This window comes from Mesorhizobium loti CJ3sym (genome assembly GCF_000472785.1).
GTDB lineage: Bacteria > Pseudomonadota > Alphaproteobacteria > Rhizobiales > Rhizobiaceae > Mesorhizobium > Mesorhizobium loti_E.
The window spans coordinates 26,001-45,805 of sequence record NZ_AXAL01000033.1 but is presented as its reverse complement, the minus strand read 5'-3'; the positions used below and the strand labels follow the sequence as shown (position 1 = coordinate 45,805).

Sequence of the window (19,805 nt, the reverse complement as noted above, 5' to 3'; positions counted from 1 at the left end):
GTGAACTCCGGCTTGGATTGAATGACGATATGATATATTGAATGGCCAATCAATATATAAACGAGAAGGCTTTGCAATGGCGAAACGATCCATCAAAGCGATGCGCCGCGACGAGCTGGTCGACGCCGCCATTGCCGTCGTCGGCGAAGAAGGCATGTCCGGCGCCACCATGGCGGTCATCGCGCGTCGCGCCGGCATGTCGGCAGGACTGGTCAACCACTATTTCGACAGCAAGGAAGAGCTGCTGGCGCTGGCCATGCGCAACCTGTCCAACCTATTTCGCCAGGACATTTTGAAGCTCGCACCGGCCAATCCGACGCCAGCGCAAAGGCTAAAGGCGATCGTCGACGGCTCCTTTGCGCCGCAGCATCTGGGCGTGCCAAAGCGCGCCGTAACCTGGATGCAGTTCATGATCGCCGCGCAGACCGAGCCACGCATCCAGCACCTCTACCACCTCACCGGCGCGCGCTTCGTGTCCAACATCCGCTATGCCGTCAAGCAGATGGTGCCACCCGGTGAGGTCGACGACATCGTCGATGGCATCGCCGCGCTCATCGACGGCTTCTTCTGGCAGAACGCCGGGGAGTATATGGAAGAGGATCTGGAGCGGGCGCGCCGGATATGCTGGCGTTATGTCTGTCTGCTGATGCCAGATATCGAGCTCTAAGGCGGTTTCAATACTACTCGCAAGGTCATTGCGAACAGCTCGCCAACTATATAGGCCAGAACGCAGCGTCAGATAACATGCGTGTCGCCTAGATACCTGCGTTCGCCTTCTGCCTCCCGCAAGCTGCCAGTCCGCTTCTGGAAAAAGGTGCCGGACCGCAATGCGCCTAATTGCATCCTTGGACCTACAATGGTCTTTCCCAAAAGTGGAGACACAGGAGCAGTCCTTGGAATTCGCATTGACTGCGTGCGCTCATTCGAGCGAGCGCTGGTACCAAATCCTATCGCTGCCGCCTTAAGCGGTTATATCAAAAGTTTCCTGGCCTGCGAGAGGCCGCTGACTGTTCTGCTCGAAACACTTGCGGAAGGTGCAGTGTTTCGGCGGCAGCCCCAGCGCACCTTGAAGTGTGATAATCCCTGGCAGATCGCCTTTGCTACGGGGATGCCAATCTCGGATCGCGAAAGGTCTGCGAACCAGACCCGCTGCCCACAAACTTCGTCGATTTCATCCAGCAGGTCGTCGACGTTTCCCGTGCCGGCGTTCTCCAGCCCAGCGGCCGGCTCGCCGATGGCGAAACGGAAGTTGCGCACGTCGGCGAAACGCTTCCAGCGATTCATCCGGCAGTCGTCATCGCTCGCCGTTGCATTCCAAGGTCGTTCAGCTCGTTCGGCATGGGCCTGCATGGCAGCCTCGGATTGTACCAATTCCAGAAACGCGGACCTCGCGGCATTCACCAAATTGAAGCCGGCTCCAAAGCCAACAGCCATACGCTCGCCGCCGTCTTCGCAGCTGATCGCCGCGACAACCATGGCCGTCCGGAAGGACGATATGTCCACAAGCCAGAGCCTTCGCCCCGTGGCGCTCCGATGCTGCTGGATATGAGACACCAAGCCTTGGTTATTAAGCTGCGCGACGTCCAGCCGCGTTCTCAAGGATCCTCGGTGCCACCAGATGCCGGTGGCGTCTCGCTCTACGAGCTCAAGCAAGGCGCGAGTCCTCGCATCGGCCCGCGACGTACCTGCGGCGCAGCCATTGGAATCGACGTTCAAGCTTGCATCGTCATATTCGACATCGCCTAAGCGGCCGTAGCAGAGAAATGCAGGACAGATCGCTTTCGTGTCGTTGTGAAAGCTTTGAACGTGCACCCATAGCTCAGGATTGCGCAGGTGATCTGCCGGCGGGATTTTATCCCAGCCGTGCCACGCTCTGTTGAGCCGAGCACGATTTTTAATCTGCTCCTGCGAGAAGCCCAACACATCAACCGCATCGATTCTCATTCCATCGACTGGCCAGGCGATTTGCGCTGACGCCGTGACGTCGTCGGCTCTGCAGGCCCAACTGGAAATCTCCGCAGCCTCTCCGAGGCAAGCCAACACGGCCCTGGCAGGATCGAAGCCTTTGCCACTTGCTGTAGTTCGTTCGTCACTGCCTTCGAAGGGAGCAATATTGCACATTGCCAGGAACCCGCCTGGAACGTCGAACACCTCAACGCCAATCTCGTGGCGGGTAGCGAAGCGCAAAAGCGGCAGGCCATTCCCAGGCGCGGCACTAAGGGTCGCAGCGAGATTCGCCAAGACACCAAGATCGTGGACACTCGACCGGCCGCCCTCGGTGATGCCGTCCTGGCTTAGAGTGATCAACTGGTCGCGCTGCGGCAGCGAAGCGAGCTCTATCCAATGCGGCCCTTGCAACAGCAACTTGGCTTTTCCAATATTTTAGCGTCTGCTGTTTACGCGGGGTTAAGCGGTCTCCACCCATCGACCGAAACGAGACGAGAGCCGGCGGAGTTCACAATTTCCACAAACAGTCTGGCGATTAGGCTAATCGGCGGTTTCGAGCTCCGCAAGGGCGCGGAGACCCTCTCGTTGGGCAAGCGGAAGGCCTGCGCTATCCTCGCCTATCTCATGCTGAGCGGCAGGTCACGCGAAACGCGCGGGCGACTGGCGGCATTGCTTTGGAGCGAACAGGACGAGGAACATGCGCGGGGATCGCTGCGCCAGTGCATCAAGGATCTCAGGCGCCTGGCAAGCGAAACCAAGCTCAATTTCCTCACAGTGGACAAACTCGTCCTTGGGATCGATCCGACCTCGATACGTTCCGACATAGAGGAGCTGGAGCAGGCGCTTGACGACGCCAATTATGACCGTGCCCTGCTGCTGTTGGGCAAAGCCAGAGATGGACTTTGCGCCGGGTTGGATGATTGCGATCCCGTCTTCGACAATTGGTTGAGAATGCAGTCGACTATGATGTCCGACAGGCTGGTCACACGGCTCGCAGCCTGGCTGGCAGCCGAGACGGACCCGAGACGGCGCAAATCCATCGCGGCATGTATTCTGCAACTCGATCCATTTTTTGATGATGCCGTGGTGGAGACCATCCGCCGCGTCTGTCAGGAAAGCGGCTACGCCCGAGCCCGGGCCTTCTTCGAGCGCTATGCGGCCGAACTGAAAGCGGACATGGATTTGCGACCACCAGGTGAGATACTGCGCCTGGTGGAGGCGCTAAAACCTGGCAAGGGCGAAGAGAAGGAGGCAACTGCCTCGGGCCTTGTGCAAAGCGATCACCACAGCCGCACCCCGGGAAAGCCGATAATCGCCATCATCATTGCCAGGCGCGAAGCGGAAAACGAACATCTCCAATTTGCCCTGGCGACGGAGCTTCTGGCTTCGATCTCTCGCTTCAGGCATTGGACGGCCCTGTCGACGGAGGTGCAAACCAGCCGGATCTCGTTTGAGGACGTGCGCGCGGCCGCAGGCAAAAACGTGGATATCGGGGTTCTCATCCGCCTGATCGACGCAGACGTGTCAGCCGTGTTCGAGATTACCTGCTATGACTTCCTGCAAGGCGGAGAAGCCTTCAGGCTGACTGTTCCCTCTGATCCGTCATCCTGGCGCTCGGCCTTTAATGAGGTCTGCGCGCGTTTTTCCGCGCGCCTGCAGATCGCATTGTCCAGTGCCAGGCTGCATCGCATATCGCAGACCTCACCGAACCATTCTTCGGCCTATGATTGCTGGCTGGACGGTCAGCGCCTTTCGACCATGTGGCGCAAGGAGACCGAAGAGGCGGCCATTTCCCGCTACGAGGAAGCTATCCAACTCGATCCCGATCTGTCCTGCGCCTATTCCAGCCTTGCAGCGGTGCTCAATTCGCGCTGGATCGTTGTTCCGGGAGCGCCTTCGATCGAACAGGACCTCACGCGCGCATTCGAACTGGCCAAGCGTTCAGTCTTGCTCGATCCATTTGACCACCGCAATCAGGTGAACCTGGCCTGGAGCCACCTTTTGGCGCGACGCTGGGATCTTGCGGATTTTCACTTCAGCCTGGCGCATGAGCAGAATGCCGGCAATCCCGCGACACTAATCGCGTATGCACTAGCCAGCTCGTTCATGGGATATCACGAGCGGGCAGTTGAGCTTTCGAGGCGATGTTTCGAACTCAACCCGATGCCTGATGCACACTATCATGGCTATCAGGCGACCATTGCCTTTTTGGCCGACGATCTTGAGGGGTGCGTGGAAGCCGCGGCCAAGTGCGATCGGCTGTTTGCCGACATCCATGGCTGGTCGGCAGCAGCCCTCGCGCTGCTGAAACGCAATCGCGAGGCCGGAAACGAATTCAGGCGTTTCCTGCGCAACCTTTCGACGGCTTGGCATGGCCAAGCCAGGCCTGATCGCGCGCTCGCTGTCGATTGGTTCAGTACCGCCTTTCCCATTCGCCAGCCGGCCGACCAGATGAAGCTGGCCCGTGGTATCGCGCTGGCAGAGCAGTCGGGTTGAAGCAACAATCCTGAGTCACGCCGCGCAGGACACTACTTGCAGCGCGACATGACATAGTCGCCGAGGCGGCTGTGATAGGCACGCAGACGGTTTTGTTTGATCTGGTCGGGCGGGCCGGCGTTCGGATCGATCTTGTAATGATCGGGAAATGTGTAGTCCTCACCGGGTCCATCCGCCGGCGCAATGGTGGCGATCGTTTGCTCGACGTCGCCGGTGAAGGGAAAGGCGATGTTCACGATCAGATCCTCGTCGAAATGCGCGACGATGGTGATCTCCTCCCAGGTCTTGTCCCTGGGGGTCATGAACCCACGCAACAGATCCTTCATTGCCTGCTGATCTCCATTTCTGAAGATCGCTTGTTTGGCCGGATCCTTGATCAGATCCTGGATGAATTCGCCAAGCGCCTCGAACTGCACGTCCTTGAATTTCGCCATGTCCATCTCCCCCTGGAGCCAAATTGAATGCTGTATCGCCGCCCCTATCAGCGCTATTGAAAACCCTGACTGTTGATCAGGCCGCCAAGTACTTCATCTGCAACCTTCTCAGTATCATTGAGATCGAGCAGTCCTGCCAGCGTTTTCGGCTCCACGTCCGGGATGAGCCTGCCAGAAGAGAGATCCGTATCGGCGGCTTTGAACAGTGCGGATGCGATCGTGGCGGCCACAACATAGGAGCCAACCGGGCCAAGATGGCTGCCGTCATTGCCAAGAACGGACGCCTCCTGGACGATGTAGTATGAGAGAGGTGTTTGGCTCAGGAACTCCGGGTAACGTTGCAAGGCGGCCTGAAGGCGGCCGGCATTGTAGACGTAGCGCTTGGCACAAGCCGCCGTGGGCAGCATGTCATCGCCCGTAAGGACCGGCACATCGATGCTGTTGTCACCCAGGGCGCTCTTTACCGCACCGGCCACGTCCTGACCTGATGGCAAGCCCAGGTCATAACAGCGCCAGCAATCCATGAAGGCTACCGGCCGGATTGTGCCGTTCAATTCCGAACTCAGGCCGGCAATCGTCAGTTCCTTCGACAGGAATGGTCCTATGCGCCGGGCACTTTGAGCTTTCGACGGCGTGTCCGCCGAGGCAAACCGGCTCCAGTCGACGATCCAGTTCTCGGGTATAGGAATCTCCCCACCCGGGCGCAGGCTGGAGAAGGACAACATTCTGCGCAAATTTGCAGGGTCTTCCACCGACCTGTCGTTTACAACATAGAATTGCCGCACCATGGCGTGGGCAAATCGCGATGCCCCGAAGGTGAATTCCAAGGGTAGCGCATTGAACGTCTCAAGGGCCGAGACCCCCGTGCCTTGAAAATCATCGCTGGCGAAAAAATGATCCCATATGTTGGGAGCCAGTATCTTTCTCAGATAGTCGTTGATGATCACGGTACGATAAACCGAGGTCAGGTAGACCCTGGCACGCTTGTAAGCCTCAGCTGGATCGGAAGTGCCGCTGCCAAGCAACAGATCCACAATCCGGTTGTGGATGCACATCAGGGTGCAGAGCAGTTGCGAAAGGACAAGGTTGTCGTCGTTTCGTGGGTCAGCCACCAGGGGCCGATAGGGCGACCGCCGGCCCTCGACACTGATGAACTTGCCCGACATGTCGATGCGCGGCAAATCGCGGCCCGGCACCGTCTTGCGATCGACCGGGAGCATGCTGTCCTTCATGCAAGGCAAGCCGATCGGAAACCGGCAGGCCGTCAGATTCGGCCCGTAGGGAACATCGTAGAGATGGGCGTCGACGATGGGCCCCCTTCCATAGAGCCCCGAAAGATCCAGACCTTGCGAGGACGCGTTCTTCAAATGATGGGTTTTGCCTGTGGGCTTGGGCAACCCGAATATCTCGCTGAAGACGATGTCGTGGAACACGAACTGGCCGAAATAGGTAAAGCCGGCCGGTGTCGGGCTGAGATCACCGTCCTCGAGGCCATCGCTGGGGCCAACCATTTCCGTCGTGATGTCCAACAAAGCCGCCTTGGTGCGGTCGATGGCGCCCTCGTGTTCGGTTGCCGCAAACAAGGCGATCGGCATGTCGGCCAGGGACGGGAATAGCCTGATCCCTTCCAAGGTGGGCTTGTCGTTGAGCCCGTCATCTGAATTGTGGTTTGACCTGTTCGGAACGTTAGCGGCTTCGAAGGAGGACGTTTCGCCGTGGAGCATCGAAGTAAACCTCGTTTTCCAGATGATGAATGCGGCCAGGCCAGTAGCTTGGCATGAATTGGGGAATAGAAACAGACTTGCCCGTCATGGTGGGAATGGCGCCGCTCCAGAGGAGCCAGACATAGCAAAAGCAATCATTGTACTGACGGATCGAGCTTTGGACCCGCCGAGACGGCGGCGAAAAGCACACAGGAGAGAATGACGCCCGCACCCAGAAAGCCGTCGGGAGAAAGCCTTTCACCGAGCAGCGCAGCGGCGGAAATAGCGGCGAATACGCCTTCTCCGCTGCAGATCACCGCCGCATGGGAGGATGTGGTGTAGCGTTGTGCGGAAGTCTGCAGGTAAAAGCCGACGGCGGTCGAGAACACGCCGAGCATGATAAGTTCGGGCCATGCTGACACAATTGCGGAAAACGTCATCGTGCCCTGCAGCGCGAAAGGCAGCGTGGCAACGGCCGTGCCCATGAACTGCGCGGCCGCTGTCGCGAAGGGATGGCCATGCGCCTGCACATGGCGCCCGAGCTCGACCGTCCACACCGCAAAGCAGATTGCGGTCAGGATGGCGAACGCGTCGCCAGCGGTTGCCGAACCATTGAAGCCGCCCGCCAGGAGGGCCGATCCCACCACCGTCAGAATTGCGACGAAAAGAATCAGTGCACTTGGACGCTCCTTCATGATCAGCCATGCGGCTATCGGCGTGATGACGGTGGAAGCGCTGATGAGGAGGCTCGAATTCGTCACCGTCGTGCTGACATAGGACAGTTGCTGGACCACGCAGCCGAGGGCAAAAAGCAGGACCACTCTCGTTACACTTGGAAGCCAGCCGGTGTTGGCCAGGGGCGCACGCTCCCGCACCGCGAACGGCAACGTCACCAGTGCGGCGATCACGCTGGTCAGGAAAACAACCGCGATTGGATCGAGGTGGGCCAGTATGGTCTTGTGGAACACATTGCCCACGCCCCAAATGACCGCGGCAAGCATCAGCAGGGAATTTGCCTTGAAACTGGACATAACTGATCGCATCGCCGCAACGGGCAATGGCTCCAATGGTTTGTGATCGGATTTGAAAGTGGCGACCAGAGTCGACCGCCCCTGTCATCGTCGCGGTAAATGGTGTTGCCCCGAAGGATGCGCCTGTTGCGGCCCGGCTCGTGGATTATCCGGGGCCGGCACTCGATACATGTGATCTGCGCAAGACAGGGATGGTGGGCAGCAGGACCGGCTTTGGCGGTTCGTTGTGCTCGAAACTGACGCTGCGCTGGAGAAGCGGAAGTATGGCCTCCGGGGTGGCCGAAACCATTTGCGTGCATCGAGTTGACGAGTTCATAAAGCCAGCTTCGGACATGCTGTCGAAGACGCTCAGAAGTGGCGACCAGAAGCCCTTGAAATTCGCAAGGACCAGTGGCTTGCAGTGCCGTTCCAGCTTGCGAAGCGTCATGACCTCCGTCAGTTCCTCAACGGTGCCGATACCGCCCGGCAAGGCCACAAAGGCATCCGCGTAGTCGAACATGAGCTGCTTTCGGATGCTCATGTCGGGAACTGAAATCGTCTGGCATCCCGATGAAAGCATCCTCATCCGCTCGACCAGGAACTGCGGAGTGATGGCGACCACGGTTCCACCTGCTTGTGCAGCGGCAATGGCAACCTGACCCATGAGGCCGTCACAGCCTCCGCCATAGACCAGGCGAATGCCGGCTGCGGCAATGGCCCCGCCAAGAATGGCGGCGCAGCGGGCGTGGTCGGGATCGTTGCCAAGCATGGCGCCGCCGAAAACACAGATCGTGCCGATGCGTCGTTGTGAGGGATAAGAGCGGCCGATCTGTTCGGCAGTATCGTCGGATGATGATCCAAACATGGTGTCTCTCCAGTTATGGTTGGAATTGCCAAGCCGCATCAGCCCGCGGCGGGCTCGTGGGCTGCGTCAGGATTGCTCGATCGAAACAAAAGCATGTCAGCCCAGGACCAGAGCAGGTAACAAACGAGAAGGCTGCCTGGCATCGACCAGTGCTGCGGCTGACCGATCTGGGCTTTGAACAGCGAGGCAAAGAGGCCGGTTCCGGCAGCAATGATGGCCGGCAACCGGCTGAGCAGGACCATGGTGCGAAACGGGTCGGGGCCGGACGCCGGCAAATTCAGGATCTGAACGCCGGGGCGATGGAAAGCGCTGCCGAACTTTCCGACGGAATGGAGCAGGCCCGATGTCAACGCCAGCAACGGATGGCCAAGTTCAAACAGGGCCAGACCAAGGCAAACGGCACCAACGCCGGACAGGAAATCCCCCAGGCGGTTGAGATCTTCCCTGGGTTTGAGACATCCATTCCAGGCGCGATGGTAGACCTCACCGCTGGCGAAGAAGATCGCCGTCGCCGAGGTCATTGCGATCGCCGCGAAATTGCCCGTCAGATAGTGGCTCATGGCGGCCGGCGCACCTGCCCATGGAAGGTGGGTGAGATCGTCGGATACGAGCATCTGCGCCGTAACCCCCTGACAGAGGCCAATAAGGTTTCCGATGTTGTAAGCCCCGCCGGGGCCGGACATTCGATCCGTCAATACCCTGCGCAAAGCTGGCAGGTGCATCTGTGGGACGATCAAAGAAAATGCTCGATCACGAACCGAATGTTTGCCTTCAGTCGCGTTCAGCGATTTGTCGATCTTGAGCGCCATCTCGTGGTTCCTCCTTGATGACGCATGCTTTGCGGTCCTTGGCGTGATCCAATCGTGAATTGCGCCACCATGCTTCCGAGACTTGAGTTCACATTGGAGCCCCGCCAGATGACAATTGCCCCTCGGGCCAGCGGATCGTCAGTCCAACGCTGGGCTTCCTTCGAGCGGGTTGCTGTCCGGATGCTTTCCCTCCAGGGCTGCCAACCCGACACCTGTTCGAAGAAATTGCCCAAGCACTCGCTTGGTAGCCTCGTCTTGCGACAGCGATGCCGGCGCGGGTGGGAAAGGCCTGTCATCGGCGTTCATCAGCATGCGAAGCGACGGCAGCAGGCCAATTTCAGTTCACAGTGAATTCACGCTGGAAAGTCCAACACATCGCCACCGTAAGGCCTTCCAGAGATTCGTCAGAGCGGGCGGCCGAGCGGCTGACAATGAACCCCAACGCAAACGTAGAAGGAATTCGATCATGCTCAGCACCTTGACAAAAACGCTCGCCGCGGCCTCGACAATTGCCGTTCTGCTGACCCCTCTGGTGGCACCCAGTACAGCCTACGCCAACAGCACCACCGTGCCGCGCAAATGCATCAACGGCGTTTGCGGTTCGGTGAAATATTTTGGCGGCAAGGTGCGCATCTCGCTGTCCAGCAAGCTCTCGAGGACCACGCATTTCAATTTCAAGACCAATCCTGGGGACCAGATCGAAGTCGGCAACGGCTATTCGTTCGACAGGGAGCCAGGAGACAGTGGCACCTATAGTGCTCAGGCTTGTGACCGCGGCGGCTTCGGCGCACGGTCGACCTGCACCAAATGGGCAACCTTCGACTGGAACAGCGGCGCCCAGGAACAAGAAGAGGAACAGTGATCGATATTCCCGTTAACCGCAAACCTGTTGCTAATGGCATCGTTTGCCGTGCCAGCCGATTAAGCGACGGGAAACAATGCCTACGGTTTCCTGCTTGCCGCATAGCCTGATCTTCCGGTTTCCAATCCGGCGCACCTCGGGATCTGGGGTGCGCCTATTTTCAGACTCATCCACCCAGCGCTTGACTGCTCTTTGTAAAGCTTTGAACCCAAGCTTTCCGGATGTCTGAAGCGAGCCTGGCCGCAGAAGGTCTGCTTGTGAGCAAATCTACTTGTAAGCCGACGGTCCGCTGTCGTGAAGAGTTTCGGGCGCCGGCAGGCGTACGAAAGTCCCCGAGGAAGGAACCCGCGGGCCACAGGCGATGGTTATGGGGATTTCGATTTGCGGCTGGTGTCGGCGATGGCGCGACCGCCGCCGGGAAGCGGTGGGTATGATGCGGACGGACCGGGAATAGCGAAAGCTACGTCGAGTAGGCGAGACAGACGGTCAAGTCTTCCGACGCGTGCTCGCAGATCGTCCACGTCACTGATAGTCCACGAAGCTGCTTGTGCCATGGGCTGTCCTCTTGTGCACGATATGGGAATGGACCGACATGCGCGCAAGGCAATCAGCAATCCTGCCTTGCTACGTGCGATCGGCAAAGCGACGTCGGTGACGAGCCCACGCCAGCGGGTCGCAAATGGCGACCAGTTGAGCCGATAAACTGAGATGAATTCAGACCGGATCCTCTTGTCTATAGGCGACAGTCGCTTCACTGGAAGTCTTCACCAGATCGTCGCGTGCCCTCAATGTATCCGGGCTCGATCGCGCAAATCTGCGACGCATGCAGTCACTTGCGCAGACTCTTCCTAACGACAGTCGCCGATTTGCGAGGTCCAATCTGGTCTGTTCCGTGCTCTTGGTTCGCAGGTCGCTGCGCGAAGCGTTCCAGTAGGCCGGTCGCAATCCCTCGAGGTACGGCTGATGAAAACAAATGTCCCTGGCCGAGCTTGCATCCGATCTCTGTCAGCAAGCTAGCCTGGTCCTCAGACTCGATGCCTTCCGCTATTACCCTCACGTCAAGCTTGCGCGCTATCTCGATCAGGCCTTCCACAATTGCGAGGCTTGGATCACCTTGGACAAGCCGGCTTACAAAGGACTGGTCAATTTTGATGATATCGACGGGAATGGTCAGAAGATGGGTAAGCGATGCGAATCCGGTGCCGAAATCATCCAGCGCGATGCGCAAGCCATGGGCGCGCAAGGCTTTGAGTTCGCGCGCGACCAAAGGATCGCCTTTTCCTAAATAGATTGACTCGGTAACCTCCAGAATAACGTGCTTCAGAGGAACGTTTTCTCGTCCGAAGGCTCGTTCAAGGCGGCTATAGAGAGTTCCACTGTGAAAATCGGCCGACGCTATATTGAGCCCCACGTGCTGAATTTCTATCCCATGATCAAGCCAAAAGCGCAGATCGGTCGCAACGATCGTCATCATGCGTTCGGTCATCTCGTAGGCGACGTTCACGTCGGACGTCGCATCTTGAAATGCCGAAGCCGCTACTATTTCGCCACTCGGCGTTCGTAACCGGCAAAGAGCCTCAAGCCCCACGATCTCGCGAGTGTCGAGCTTCAATATGGGCTGATAAAATGCTTCTATCCGCCCTTCGACCAAAGCGTCGCCGACGTCCCGAATGATCTCGATTCGCTCCGTAATTGTGGTGCTAATGCCGGACGAATACAGCACAAAGTTACCGCGATCGGTTTCCTTGGCATGGTAGAGCGCGAAGTCTGCATGTTGCCGAACGCTTTCCGAATCGGGATCATCAATCGACACCAGGGCACCACCGATTGTGGCCCGAGGGATGATCATATGCTCTACGCATTTGGTAGGAATAGCGAGAGCGTCGAGTATACGGGCCGCCACAGCCTCGATATCGGCGAGCGCCTCCTCACCCTGCAATATAACGGCGTATTCATCACCACCCATCCGAAATACGTGATCTGGGGCTACGGTCGCGGCCAAGCGTGAGGCAACCGCCTGCAGCATTGCGTCACCCGCTGAATGCCCGAAGGTGTCGTTGATCGTCTTCAAGTTATCCAGATCGACTAACAGCAGCGCCCACGCGCCAGGCTCGGCACACGTCAACCGTTCGAGCGCCATGTTGAACCCCGCTCGGTTCGATAAGCCCGTCAAAGCATCGACATAGGCTCTCCGGTCACGCTCAACCACCCTCTGGTTCCGCTCAAGGGCGATGGCGCACAGCGACGTACAGGCGTTCACAACCCCTTTTTCGTGCGGGGTTGGCCCTCTCTTCTCGTGGAAATAGAATGCGAAAGTGCCAAGGACGCCTCCGCTTGAATCGCAAATAGGGCTGGACCAGCATGCCTTTAGGCCCAACGCCAAAGCAGGCTTCTTGAAGTCAACCCATCGCGGATCAGCGTCAATGTCCTGCACCTCTACGGCAATCCCAAGATAAGCTGCACTGCCACAGGAGCCCACTTGGGGGCCGATCATTACGCCATCAAGCAAAGCTAGATATGCGGCTGGGAAGCTGGGGCCCGCCAGAGGATGCAGCAAGCCGTTACGCTCAACTTTCAATACGGAACACCAAACGCCCGGTGTCAGCTTTTCGATTTCTCGACACAGCCGGATTGTCGTTGCCTCAAGCGTTTCGCCCTTGGCAATCATTTCTAGAATGCAGTTTTGTAGATTCAGCACAGCACCCGCCGATCACATGACATCCTAAACTAGCAATGTTGCAGCTTCGAATGAATTTGTGATGAGTATCTATGATGAACGAGACGTTGAGGAGCCGGGTCACTAACGCCCTCATGAAGCAACCACTCTCCGCTTTCAAAATCCGCTGCGAAATTGGAAACCCACCCTAGATTGGTCCCATGGGTATGCCGGATCCAAAAGCCACCACCCCCAAAACGGGAAATTCGAATTGATTACTGCCGACTACGGTGCTCAGATTGCCGCTCCAAAAGCCGAACAGTTGAAAATTAGATTGGAGCGGTGCGCGATTAGTCGAGCCCGAGGAGCTGGCGCCTCTAATTCGATAGTAACGCCTTGTTCACCATATGGCGGCATTCTGAACGCAGGCGACATGTTTACGCGTACGTCGTCTCGCGCCGCAATCCCAATCCCCGGCGCTCTCCCGCCTAAATGCTGGCGATCGATGCTATATGTGCCCCCCGCCCAGGCTTCGGTCGCCAGCTTTTCCCCGATCGGCGAGCGAGTGTCGTTTCGCTTTCGTGAAGATGTAAGGCGCCTAGCAGCCGCGACCCGATAAAACCTGGCTGCAAAGCCCGCTGCTTCACAGTAGCGGGTTTTCTGCTTCCTGGGCTCTGCTTTCGCGACGTCATTGTTCAAGACCTCGTGCACGGCTTGCGGTCCCTGACGTTGCTCATTGCCTCACGCAATCGTGTAACATTAGCAATCGCTCAATCATGGAGATTATGGTTGTGTGATCGACCATAACTGGAAAGGACAGTCATGTTTAGAGCATTTTCCGTTGCCGGAGTTGCCGCGCTGATCGCTCTCTCGGGGGTAGGCCTAGCGGGTGCGAAAGGCGGTCATTCGATGCACACTCGGTCGCCTTGCGCACCGGATTACAAGCGGCTTTGCTCAACCGTACCAATTGGCAAGGCTGCGGCGTGCCTCAAGAAGCACATCAGCGAATTGAGTCCTGCATGCAAGGCAAAGTACAGCAAATAAACAAACACAGATGCGGCTTGAGATCCATCCTACTGCGCAACGGTGGCGGGCTTTTCATTTGGCGTTGGAGCGGTGGAGCGCGGCGGGATTGGCGTAACTAAACGGCCCGCTGGCGGCGAACTCTAGGCAGCGGGCCGTCAATAAAGGGTGCTTCGCCCCGCGCGGTCCTTGAGCGCGTATTGCTCAAACATAGGAGGGGGAGCGAACTCGACAGGCGAGGCCGTCACCCTTCATCAGGCTTCTGGCACTGCGGTAGGTTTGTGGCTGTTGGGGAAAGACGGTTAGATTGGGAATGAAACATTTGCACTTCAGCGCCTTGACGATAGCCACGCTCGCCTTGGGTATCGTTGCTGCCGAGGCCGACCCGGTTCAACTGACCGCCGATCAAATCGGAGTCGTCGAGCAGACAATAAGATCCTTGCTCAAAGACCAGACGAACGTTTCGTTCGGAAAGCCTGGTGCTGCTACGAATTCAACCGGGTCAATCGTCGTTTGCGGGAGGTACAATGCAAAGAGCGGCTTTGCAGGGTATCCCGGCGAGACGGCCTACAGGGGCCAGTTCGATAGCGCTGACACCGGGACAAAATACCTGCCAGCCTTTGACATTATCACAATGCCAGAAAATCAATCGGAAACCGACGATCTGGTAAAGCGCTGCGCCAGTTTAGGGGTCGATGTGCCGCCGATCGGCAAATAGCCTTGTCTCATCGGTCGCAATCGGCTCTGGGCTTAGCCCGGCGCTGGTCGTGTTGGAACTTCCGTCAAATGGCTTGGGAGGGAAGAGCCGCAGCGCCGTCAGGCGCTTTCTTGCATCTGCTGGGGCTCTCGTAGGACATAACCCCGGCCCCAAACGGTCTCGATTAAGTTCTGGCCACCGGAAGCAGCGGCAAGCTTTTTACGCAGCTTGCAGATGAAGACGTCGATGATCTTTAGTTCCGGCTCGTCCATGCCGCCATAGAGGTGGTTAAGGAACATTTCCTTGGTCATCGTGTTGCCCTTGCGCAGCGAGAGCAGCTCCAGCATCTGGTATTCCTTGCTGGTCAGGTGCACGCGCCGGCCGCCGACCTCGACGGTCTTGGCATCGAGATTGACCACCAGATCGCCGGTGGTGATGACCGACTGGGCGTGGCCCTTGGAGCGCCGAACGATGGCGTGGATGCGGGCGACCAGTTCATCCGTGTGGAACGGCTTGGTCATGTAGTCGTCGGCGCCGAAACCCAGCCCGCGCACCTTGTCTTCTATCCCGGCCATGCCAGAAAGGATGAGGATCGGGGTTCTTACCTTGGATAGGCGAAGCGTCCTCAAGACTTCGTACCCCGACATATCGGGGAGAGTCAGATCGAGCAGAATGATATCATAGTCGTAGAGCTTGCCGAGATCGACGCCCTCTTCACCAAGATCCGTCATATAGATATTGAAACGTTCCGACTTCAGCATCAACTCGATGCTTAGTGCAGTTGGCCTGTCGTCTTCAATCAGCAGAACGCGCATCTTATTGCCCTTTGGGCTGACCGATCGGCTAATGGGATTTCTGAGGCTAGGAGTTCTGAGTTCACTGCCGAAACTGACATCGAATGGTTAACAAGTGCTTGACTGCGCGGCCGCGCCTGCACCGATCGTTAACGATCGCAGACTGCCGCCATGAGCTATTGCGGCCCTGTCTGCCCCAGAATCATATTCTGTAGCTGCTTCATTGGGGATTGAGAAGCAGCCTTACGGGTATCCAACAGGCGGGCATTTTTGTTGTTGATGGAACGCGCTTCCAACTCAGGGCGGGGCGCGACGCGCTTGCCGGGATGATCTACCTCTATGCTCGCCAACTCAGGCCTGTGCAGATCGCCCTCAAGGTGGCCGGCCCTGGCAAAATGCGGAAGGCCAAGATCAGTCACCGACGCTTAGCAAGCAGTCGCTAAAATGAAAAGCCCGCCACCTTTCGGCAGCGGGCCTTCGCGCAGGGCTCCGGAGAGTGCTGATAAGCCCTGAGCGTAGTTGAGCCTATCGACGAGCGATCAGCAGGCAGAGCTGCCGCAGGTCGCGATCATAGTCGCCCCCGCCGTTGAGTACGTCTGCACAGCGCTTTTTCATCCTCGACAGTTGGGTGCCCGACATCTGGGCAACAGTGCGTGTCATGCCTGGTTGAGTGGGGGTGCTCGGGTTGCTGGGATTCGAGGGATTGGACGGGTTGCTGGGATTTGTGCCGCCAATGCCGACGCCGACACCAACGCCAACCCCGCTTGTCCCACCAACCGTAGCGCCAAGACCGGCAGTGACGCCGCCAGTACCACCGACGTTGGCACCCAAACCGGCATTAACGCCGTTGCTGCCGCCTACCGAAGCACCAAGCCCCGCGCTTACGCCGTTGGAACCGCCGACATTGGCGCCTGCACCAGCGTTTACCCCACCAGCGCCGCCAACCGAGGCTCCCGCGCCAGCGTTGACACCACCGTTGCCGCCAATCGATGCGCCAACACCAGCGTTCACGCCACCGGCTCCGCCGATCGAAGCGCCGGCACCAACGCCGATGCCTCCGTGACCGCCGACAGAAGCACCGGCGCCGACGCCGATCCCGCCTGCGGTCGCAGGAAGCGAAATTGCTATGACGAATGCACTGCTGGCCAGAGTTCTGGTGAAGGTCTTCACGAAAGAATTCATGATACTCTCCTATTGCGTTGCCTCGACAGTCTTGAATTCGACTGCACATTAGCAACGATGCGGAGAGCCATTCGGGTACATCCCAGCCGTGCTTACTGCGGAACACAGCTTATCAGCAGTGAAGGCGACCGCTAAATTCTTAACGAGATTTACAGCCAAGGCGGCGTGGCCGGACACATCGAGAAGGCATACAAATCCTGTTGGTTATGGAGGTCCGCTGCCGCCGTTGGAAGTGTCGGCGCAAAAAAAGCCGCCCGAATGCTGAAACGGGCGGGCGAGTTCTGATTATGCTGGATCGCCCAGCTTTAGTTAACGAGCGACGCATATGTAGGTTGCGACCGTCGTGCTATCATTCGATCCGTGGAACAGCCCGGCGGCAACCAAACTCGCATCGAGGTTCGGCAGATCGAAGAAGACGGCTGCCTTGTGGCAATGGCGATCGGCGACGAATCTGTCGCAGTAAGGGTTAAGGTTTCGCGCGGTGGCGACGACGCACGACGCCTCCGTGACGCGCGACGCCGTGCTCGGGAGATAGCCCTCGAACTCGCTGAAGAGCTAGTCGACGACCCGGCATAGTTCAGCCTGCGGCAGGTTGCCACAATCCGACCTAACGGTTTCGGGCGTGCACCAAAAAATCCCGCCGCTCTGAGGGGAGAGCAGCGGGCCAATGCATGGAGTGCTGGGATCAACCAGCATAGGTCGACGAGCAGCGGCGGAGTCGGTTGCGGTGCAACGCTTACCGCAACACCCCATAGGCTTTGGCCGCGATCTGGAACCTAGTCCGAGCTTCCTCAGCCGTTCCGGTACCTTCTTTTGCCGCGAGGCACGCTGCAATCGCAGCTTTCCAAGTTATGCTACGGGATCTCCAAGTCAGAAGCTCCTCGGCAGCACCCTCAACGTTGTTGACCTCACGCGTAGTACCTATGCGTGGCGACTTGACCCTCACGGGAGATGAAAACGTTAGGATGGTAGAGAGACCCAAGGCCTTTACTCGGTGACAATTGCGGCGAGGACTACCAGGCCGACGCAAAGCGGACAGGTCGTGAAAGTAGGCTTCCGATCCGTCGTGTTTCGTTGTCGGTGAACATTGTGCCTCTGCTTTGGAGTCGTTGGCCGGCGTCATTCCCACCTTTTGACGCGGGCCGATCGAGGGCGCCTCGATCCACGGCTTACCCGAGCAATATTTGCCGCCGCTCCTAAACTTTGACTGGGGGCGCTTCGTTCCAATACAAACGAAAAGGCTGCTGCCTCGGGAGAGAACCGCAGGCCTTTGTGTACTCCTAGGTGACGGAACGTTCCCGGCTGGATAATGAACGTCGTTGCAGCGTATTCGTTCCCACCCAGAGTGAGAGCCCGCCTCGACGCTGACTCCAACGGTGCCACTGGTCTCAGCTCTGTGAGTAACCGACAGTACTGGACTGAGTTACAGGACCAGTTATGTCAGAGCCGCTCCAACACCGAAACAGTCGCATGAGATTGAACACCGCCCAGCGCAGGTTTGTAATAATCGTTGATGCGCTGGCGGACAATTATCGCACACCAGCCAGCACCAGCAGCGGGCACCGTTCCGAACAGCGGTAGTTCCCGCTCGAAACCAGCTTCACGTCCTTGAAAAAGGTTGAGGCCTCATCAATGCTATCCTGCTCGGGGGGCCATGTGCAGACAGTCTGCGCTCCCCTGTATAGTTCGATTAGATTGAACACGTCCGGCTCCCACCCGGTTACGGCAAGGAGCTTCTCACGGTCGGGATACATCTCGTCGATCTTGTCGAGAACGTCGTTCATCTTCCTTGCATAGTCAGGCGCTTCAGCGGGCAACCACAGAGCTATACGCAAGATCAGCTCCGATATCTCGCTTACCCTGCCAGCCCGCACATCGGCGTCGATGTCCCCAATGTCTTCAGACTTTTCCGGCCGTGCGAACAAGCGAATTGCCGCGCGCCCATTTGGCTTCAAAACGCGCGCAATCTCCCGCAGCACCCCTAAGCGCGCCTGAGAGCCTGTCACTGCTGCAAGACAGCCATCGCCAACGGCCGCATCAATGCTTCTATTGGCAAGCGGTAGGCTAAGCCAGTTTCCGACAACAGCTCGGCGGTCGTCGCTGTCACCGATCCACAGCGCACCGATCATGTGCGCACCGGCATCGACCGCCGTCATTGTCTTGCCGATCCTGGCAAACTCCGGCGTTACGCCGAGCAACAGCATTTTAGAACTCGCAGCGTCGACCTCACGACCTATTGCTGCGACCACGTCAGGATGCGGCCTCAGAGGCGATCCAAGCAAATCCCACGTTCTACCAATTCCGGCCCACAGATCAGACATGTTCCACCCCCACAGCGATTTCCCGCTGAGAGAGCGTTATGCTATGGACGGGCCAATTAGAAGGCGGGTGGCAGAGCCAATATGGCAAAAATTGTCGTGATAACGCACGAGCACGATATGCTTTATCACCGCAAACTCCTGCGTGGCACCAGCGGCGCCTACATGATCTGCGCGGTAATGGAAGAACTCCAAAGACGCGGCCACAGTTGGGTAGTCGCAGCAGGGTCTGGAGCTAAGCTCAATGGCGATGCGGCTGTCCTGCATGTCGACACGACCACAACGGACCGCGCGTACATCGAATATGTTGAGAAGTTCGCATTCTGCCTGAATATCGGGGCGACGGACATTTCGAAGCGCCGCATCAGCGAAGCGCTTGTCAAATCGGGTGACGGTTGGGATGGACCGGTGATCGTCAAGACCGACTTGAATCATGGCGGCCTTCCAGAGGAATCGATCAACCGTCGCGCAGAACGCAGCGGCGCCAGGACGCCTTTCCCCAATGTGCAAGCGTTGAAGGAATACAAGGTGTTTGAGAGCCTTGGGCACGTGCAGCAGGCGCAGGTCGATGATGATCGTTTGGTCATTGAACGTTTCCTGCCCGAACAGACGCATGATGGGTATGCGCTGCGGCATTGGCTGTTTTGCGGCGATTACGATTTCTGCAGGCGGTTCGTGTCGAAGGAACGTTTGGTGAAAGGTGCGGGGATGTTTCGCAGTGAGCCTTCGCCTATCCCCGACGATCTGCGTACGCGTCGAAGGGAGTTGGGCTTCGATTATGGCAAGTTCGATTTTGCTATTTATGATGGAAAATCGTATTTGCTCGACGCGAACAAGACACCCGGCAACATCCCATCATCCGGGGATACGGCATCGATAGCGGGGCTTGCGGATGGATTTGAAGGCCTTCTTCGGACGATGATTTAGACCCAATTCGCCTGACATGATCAGCCGCCATCATGCGCCGTACAACCGGCAGCGAGGTGCCGGTTGGAGAGGTGTAAATTGC

The 19,805-nt window shown here is 58.0% G+C and carries 16 protein-coding genes; 5 read left to right on the top strand and 11 right to left on the bottom strand.

Annotated elements, in window-relative coordinates; all coding sequences use genetic code 11:
• Positions 1 to 76 precede the first annotated feature (76 nt).
• The gene (gene betI, locus A3A9_RS0132015; RefSeq protein WP_027062261.1) at positions 77 to 667 is read left to right on the top strand and encodes a transcriptional regulator BetI; all 591 of its coding nucleotides are present in this window, start codon (positions 77 to 79) and stop codon (positions 665 to 667) included.
• Positions 668 to 969: 302 nt separating this feature from the next.
• On the opposite strand, the gene A3A9_RS0132010 is transcribed toward betI, so the two are convergent.
• Positions 970 to 2,364, bottom strand: a complete 1,395-nt coding sequence (locus A3A9_RS0132010; RefSeq protein ID WP_027062260.1) for a YcaO-like family protein — start codon at positions 2,362 to 2,364, stop codon at positions 970 to 972.
• A 168-nt stretch (positions 2,365 to 2,532) separates the two neighbouring features.
• Between A3A9_RS0132010 and A3A9_RS0132005 the strand changes: the two genes are divergently transcribed.
• Positions 2,533 to 4,443 carry a hypothetical protein gene (locus tag A3A9_RS0132005; protein WP_027062259.1) on the top strand — a complete coding sequence of 637 codons (1,911 nt, stop codon included), beginning with the start codon at positions 2,533 to 2,535 and terminating at the stop codon, positions 4,441 to 4,443.
• A 32-nt stretch (positions 4,444 to 4,475) separates the two neighbouring features.
• Here A3A9_RS0132005 and A3A9_RS0132000 read toward each other — a convergent pair whose 3' ends face one another.
• The 5 genes from A3A9_RS0132000 to A3A9_RS39935 form a co-directional block, all read right to left on the bottom strand.
• Positions 4,476 to 4,877 (bottom strand): hypothetical protein, encoded by a 402-nt coding sequence (locus A3A9_RS0132000; protein WP_082222315.1) that lies wholly within the window; start codon positions 4,875 to 4,877, stop codon positions 4,476 to 4,478.
• Positions 4,878 to 4,930: 53 nt separating this feature from the next.
• Positions 4,931 to 6,601, bottom strand: coding sequence for a peroxidase family protein (locus A3A9_RS0131995; RefSeq protein ID WP_027062257.1), 1,671 nt, complete (start codon positions 6,599 to 6,601; stop codon positions 4,931 to 4,933).
• A 134-nt stretch (positions 6,602 to 6,735) separates the two neighbouring features.
• Positions 6,736 to 7,611 carry a DMT family transporter gene (locus tag A3A9_RS39945; RefSeq protein ID WP_245279172.1) on the bottom strand — a complete coding sequence of 292 codons (876 nt, stop codon included), beginning with the start codon at positions 7,609 to 7,611 and terminating at the stop codon, positions 6,736 to 6,738.
• A gap of 145 nt (positions 7,612 to 7,756) precedes the next feature.
• Complete coding sequence (locus A3A9_RS39940) at positions 7,757 to 8,494, bottom strand: TIGR00730 family Rossman fold protein (protein WP_245279171.1); 738 nt, start codon at positions 8,492 to 8,494, stop codon at positions 7,757 to 7,759.
• Complete coding sequence (locus A3A9_RS39935; RefSeq protein ID WP_082222309.1) at positions 8,494 to 9,264, bottom strand: hypothetical protein; 771 nt, start codon at positions 9,262 to 9,264, stop codon at positions 8,494 to 8,496. Before A3A9_RS39935 ends, A3A9_RS39940 begins: the two co-directional genes overlap by 1 nt.
• Before the next feature lie 466 nt (positions 9,265 to 9,730).
• On the opposite strand from A3A9_RS39935, the gene A3A9_RS0131975 reads away from it, so the two are divergent.
• Positions 9,731 to 10,126, top strand: coding sequence for a hypothetical protein (locus A3A9_RS0131975; protein WP_027062256.1), 396 nt, complete (start codon positions 9,731 to 9,733; stop codon positions 10,124 to 10,126).
• An 829-nt stretch (positions 10,127 to 10,955) separates the two neighbouring features.
• Here A3A9_RS0131975 and A3A9_RS0131970 read toward each other — a convergent pair.
• The gene (locus A3A9_RS0131970) at positions 10,956 to 12,794 is read right to left on the bottom strand and encodes a sensor domain-containing phosphodiesterase (RefSeq protein WP_033838935.1); all 1,839 of its coding nucleotides are present in this window, start codon (positions 12,792 to 12,794) and stop codon (positions 10,956 to 10,958) included.
• 1,324 nt (positions 12,795 to 14,118) lie between these two features.
• On the opposite strand from A3A9_RS0131970, the gene A3A9_RS0131965 reads away from it, so the two are divergent.
• Positions 14,119 to 14,523: a hypothetical protein gene (locus A3A9_RS0131965; protein WP_027062254.1), complete on the top strand. Its 405-nt coding sequence runs from the start codon at positions 14,119 to 14,121 to the stop codon at positions 14,521 to 14,523.
• A 98-nt stretch (positions 14,524 to 14,621) separates the two neighbouring features.
• On the opposite strand, the gene ctrA is transcribed toward A3A9_RS0131965, so the two are convergent.
• The 4 genes from ctrA to A3A9_RS0131940 all read right to left on the bottom strand — a co-directional run bounded on the left by ctrA (position 14,622) and on the right by A3A9_RS0131940 (position 18,682).
• Positions 14,622 to 15,317, bottom strand: a complete 696-nt coding sequence (ctrA, locus tag A3A9_RS0131960) for a response regulator transcription factor CtrA (RefSeq protein ID WP_027062253.1) — start codon at positions 15,315 to 15,317, stop codon at positions 14,622 to 14,624.
• Between the two features lie 504 nt (positions 15,318 to 15,821).
• Positions 15,822 to 16,478 carry a hypothetical protein gene (locus A3A9_RS0131950; RefSeq protein WP_027062251.1) on the bottom strand — a complete coding sequence of 219 codons (657 nt, stop codon included), beginning with the start codon at positions 16,476 to 16,478 and terminating at the stop codon, positions 15,822 to 15,824.
• A gap of 736 nt (positions 16,479 to 17,214) precedes the next feature.
• Positions 17,215 to 17,601 (bottom strand): DUF982 domain-containing protein, encoded by a 387-nt coding sequence (locus A3A9_RS46570; protein WP_082222308.1) that lies wholly within the window; start codon positions 17,599 to 17,601, stop codon positions 17,215 to 17,217.
• Between the two features lie 406 nt (positions 17,602 to 18,007).
• Positions 18,008 to 18,682, bottom strand: a complete 675-nt coding sequence (locus tag A3A9_RS0131940; RefSeq protein WP_161634561.1) for a class I SAM-dependent methyltransferase — start codon at positions 18,680 to 18,682, stop codon at positions 18,008 to 18,010.
• Positions 18,683 to 18,880: 198 nt separating this feature from the next.
• Here A3A9_RS0131940 and A3A9_RS0131935 point away from each other — a divergent pair, with 198 nt between their 5' ends.
• The gene (locus A3A9_RS0131935; RefSeq protein WP_027062248.1) at positions 18,881 to 19,723 is read left to right on the top strand and encodes a hypothetical protein; all 843 of its coding nucleotides are present in this window, start codon (positions 18,881 to 18,883) and stop codon (positions 19,721 to 19,723) included.
• The last annotated feature ends 82 nt before the right edge of the window (positions 19,724 to 19,805 follow it).

Coding starts and splice junctions, on each gene's coding strand:
- betI (WP_027062261.1), top strand. CDS start 77: ATGGCGAAACGATCCATCAAAGCGATGCGCCGCGACGAGCTGGTCGAC.
- A3A9_RS0132000 (WP_082222315.1), bottom strand. CDS start 4,877: ATGGCGAAATTCAAGGACGTGCAGTTCGAGGCGCTTGGCGAATTCATC.
- A3A9_RS0131995 (WP_027062257.1), bottom strand. CDS start 6,601: ATGCTCCACGGCGAAACGTCCTCCTTCGAAGCCGCTAACGTTCCGAAC.
- A3A9_RS39945 (WP_245279172.1), bottom strand. CDS start 7,611: ATGTCCAGTTTCAAGGCAAATTCCCTGCTGATGCTTGCCGCGGTCATT.
- A3A9_RS39940 (WP_245279171.1), bottom strand. CDS start 8,494: ATGCGGCTTGGCAATTCCAACCATAACTGGAGAGACACCATGTTTGGA.
- A3A9_RS39935 (WP_082222309.1), bottom strand. CDS start 9,264: ATGGCGCTCAAGATCGACAAATCGCTGAACGCGACTGAAGGCAAACAT.
- A3A9_RS0131975 (WP_027062256.1), top strand. CDS start 9,731: ATGCTCAGCACCTTGACAAAAACGCTCGCCGCGGCCTCGACAATTGCC.
- A3A9_RS0131970 (WP_033838935.1), bottom strand. CDS start 12,794: ATGATTGCCAAGGGCGAAACGCTTGAGGCAACGACAATCCGGCTGTGT.
- A3A9_RS0131965 (WP_027062254.1), top strand. CDS start 14,119: ATGAAACATTTGCACTTCAGCGCCTTGACGATAGCCACGCTCGCCTTG.
- ctrA (WP_027062253.1), bottom strand. CDS start 15,317: ATGCGCGTTCTGCTGATTGAAGACGACAGGCCAACTGCACTAAGCATC.
- A3A9_RS0131950 (WP_027062251.1), bottom strand. CDS start 16,478: ATGAATTCTTTCGTGAAGACCTTCACCAGAACTCTGGCCAGCAGTGCA.
- A3A9_RS46570 (WP_082222308.1), bottom strand. CDS start 17,601: ATGACGCCGGCCAACGACTCCAAAGCAGAGGCACAATGTTCACCGACA.
- A3A9_RS0131940 (WP_161634561.1), bottom strand. CDS start 18,682: ATGCTGTTGCTCGGCGTAACGCCGGAGTTTGCCAGGATCGGCAAGACA.
- A3A9_RS0131935 (WP_027062248.1), top strand. CDS start 18,881: ATGGCAAAAATTGTCGTGATAACGCACGAGCACGATATGCTTTATCAC.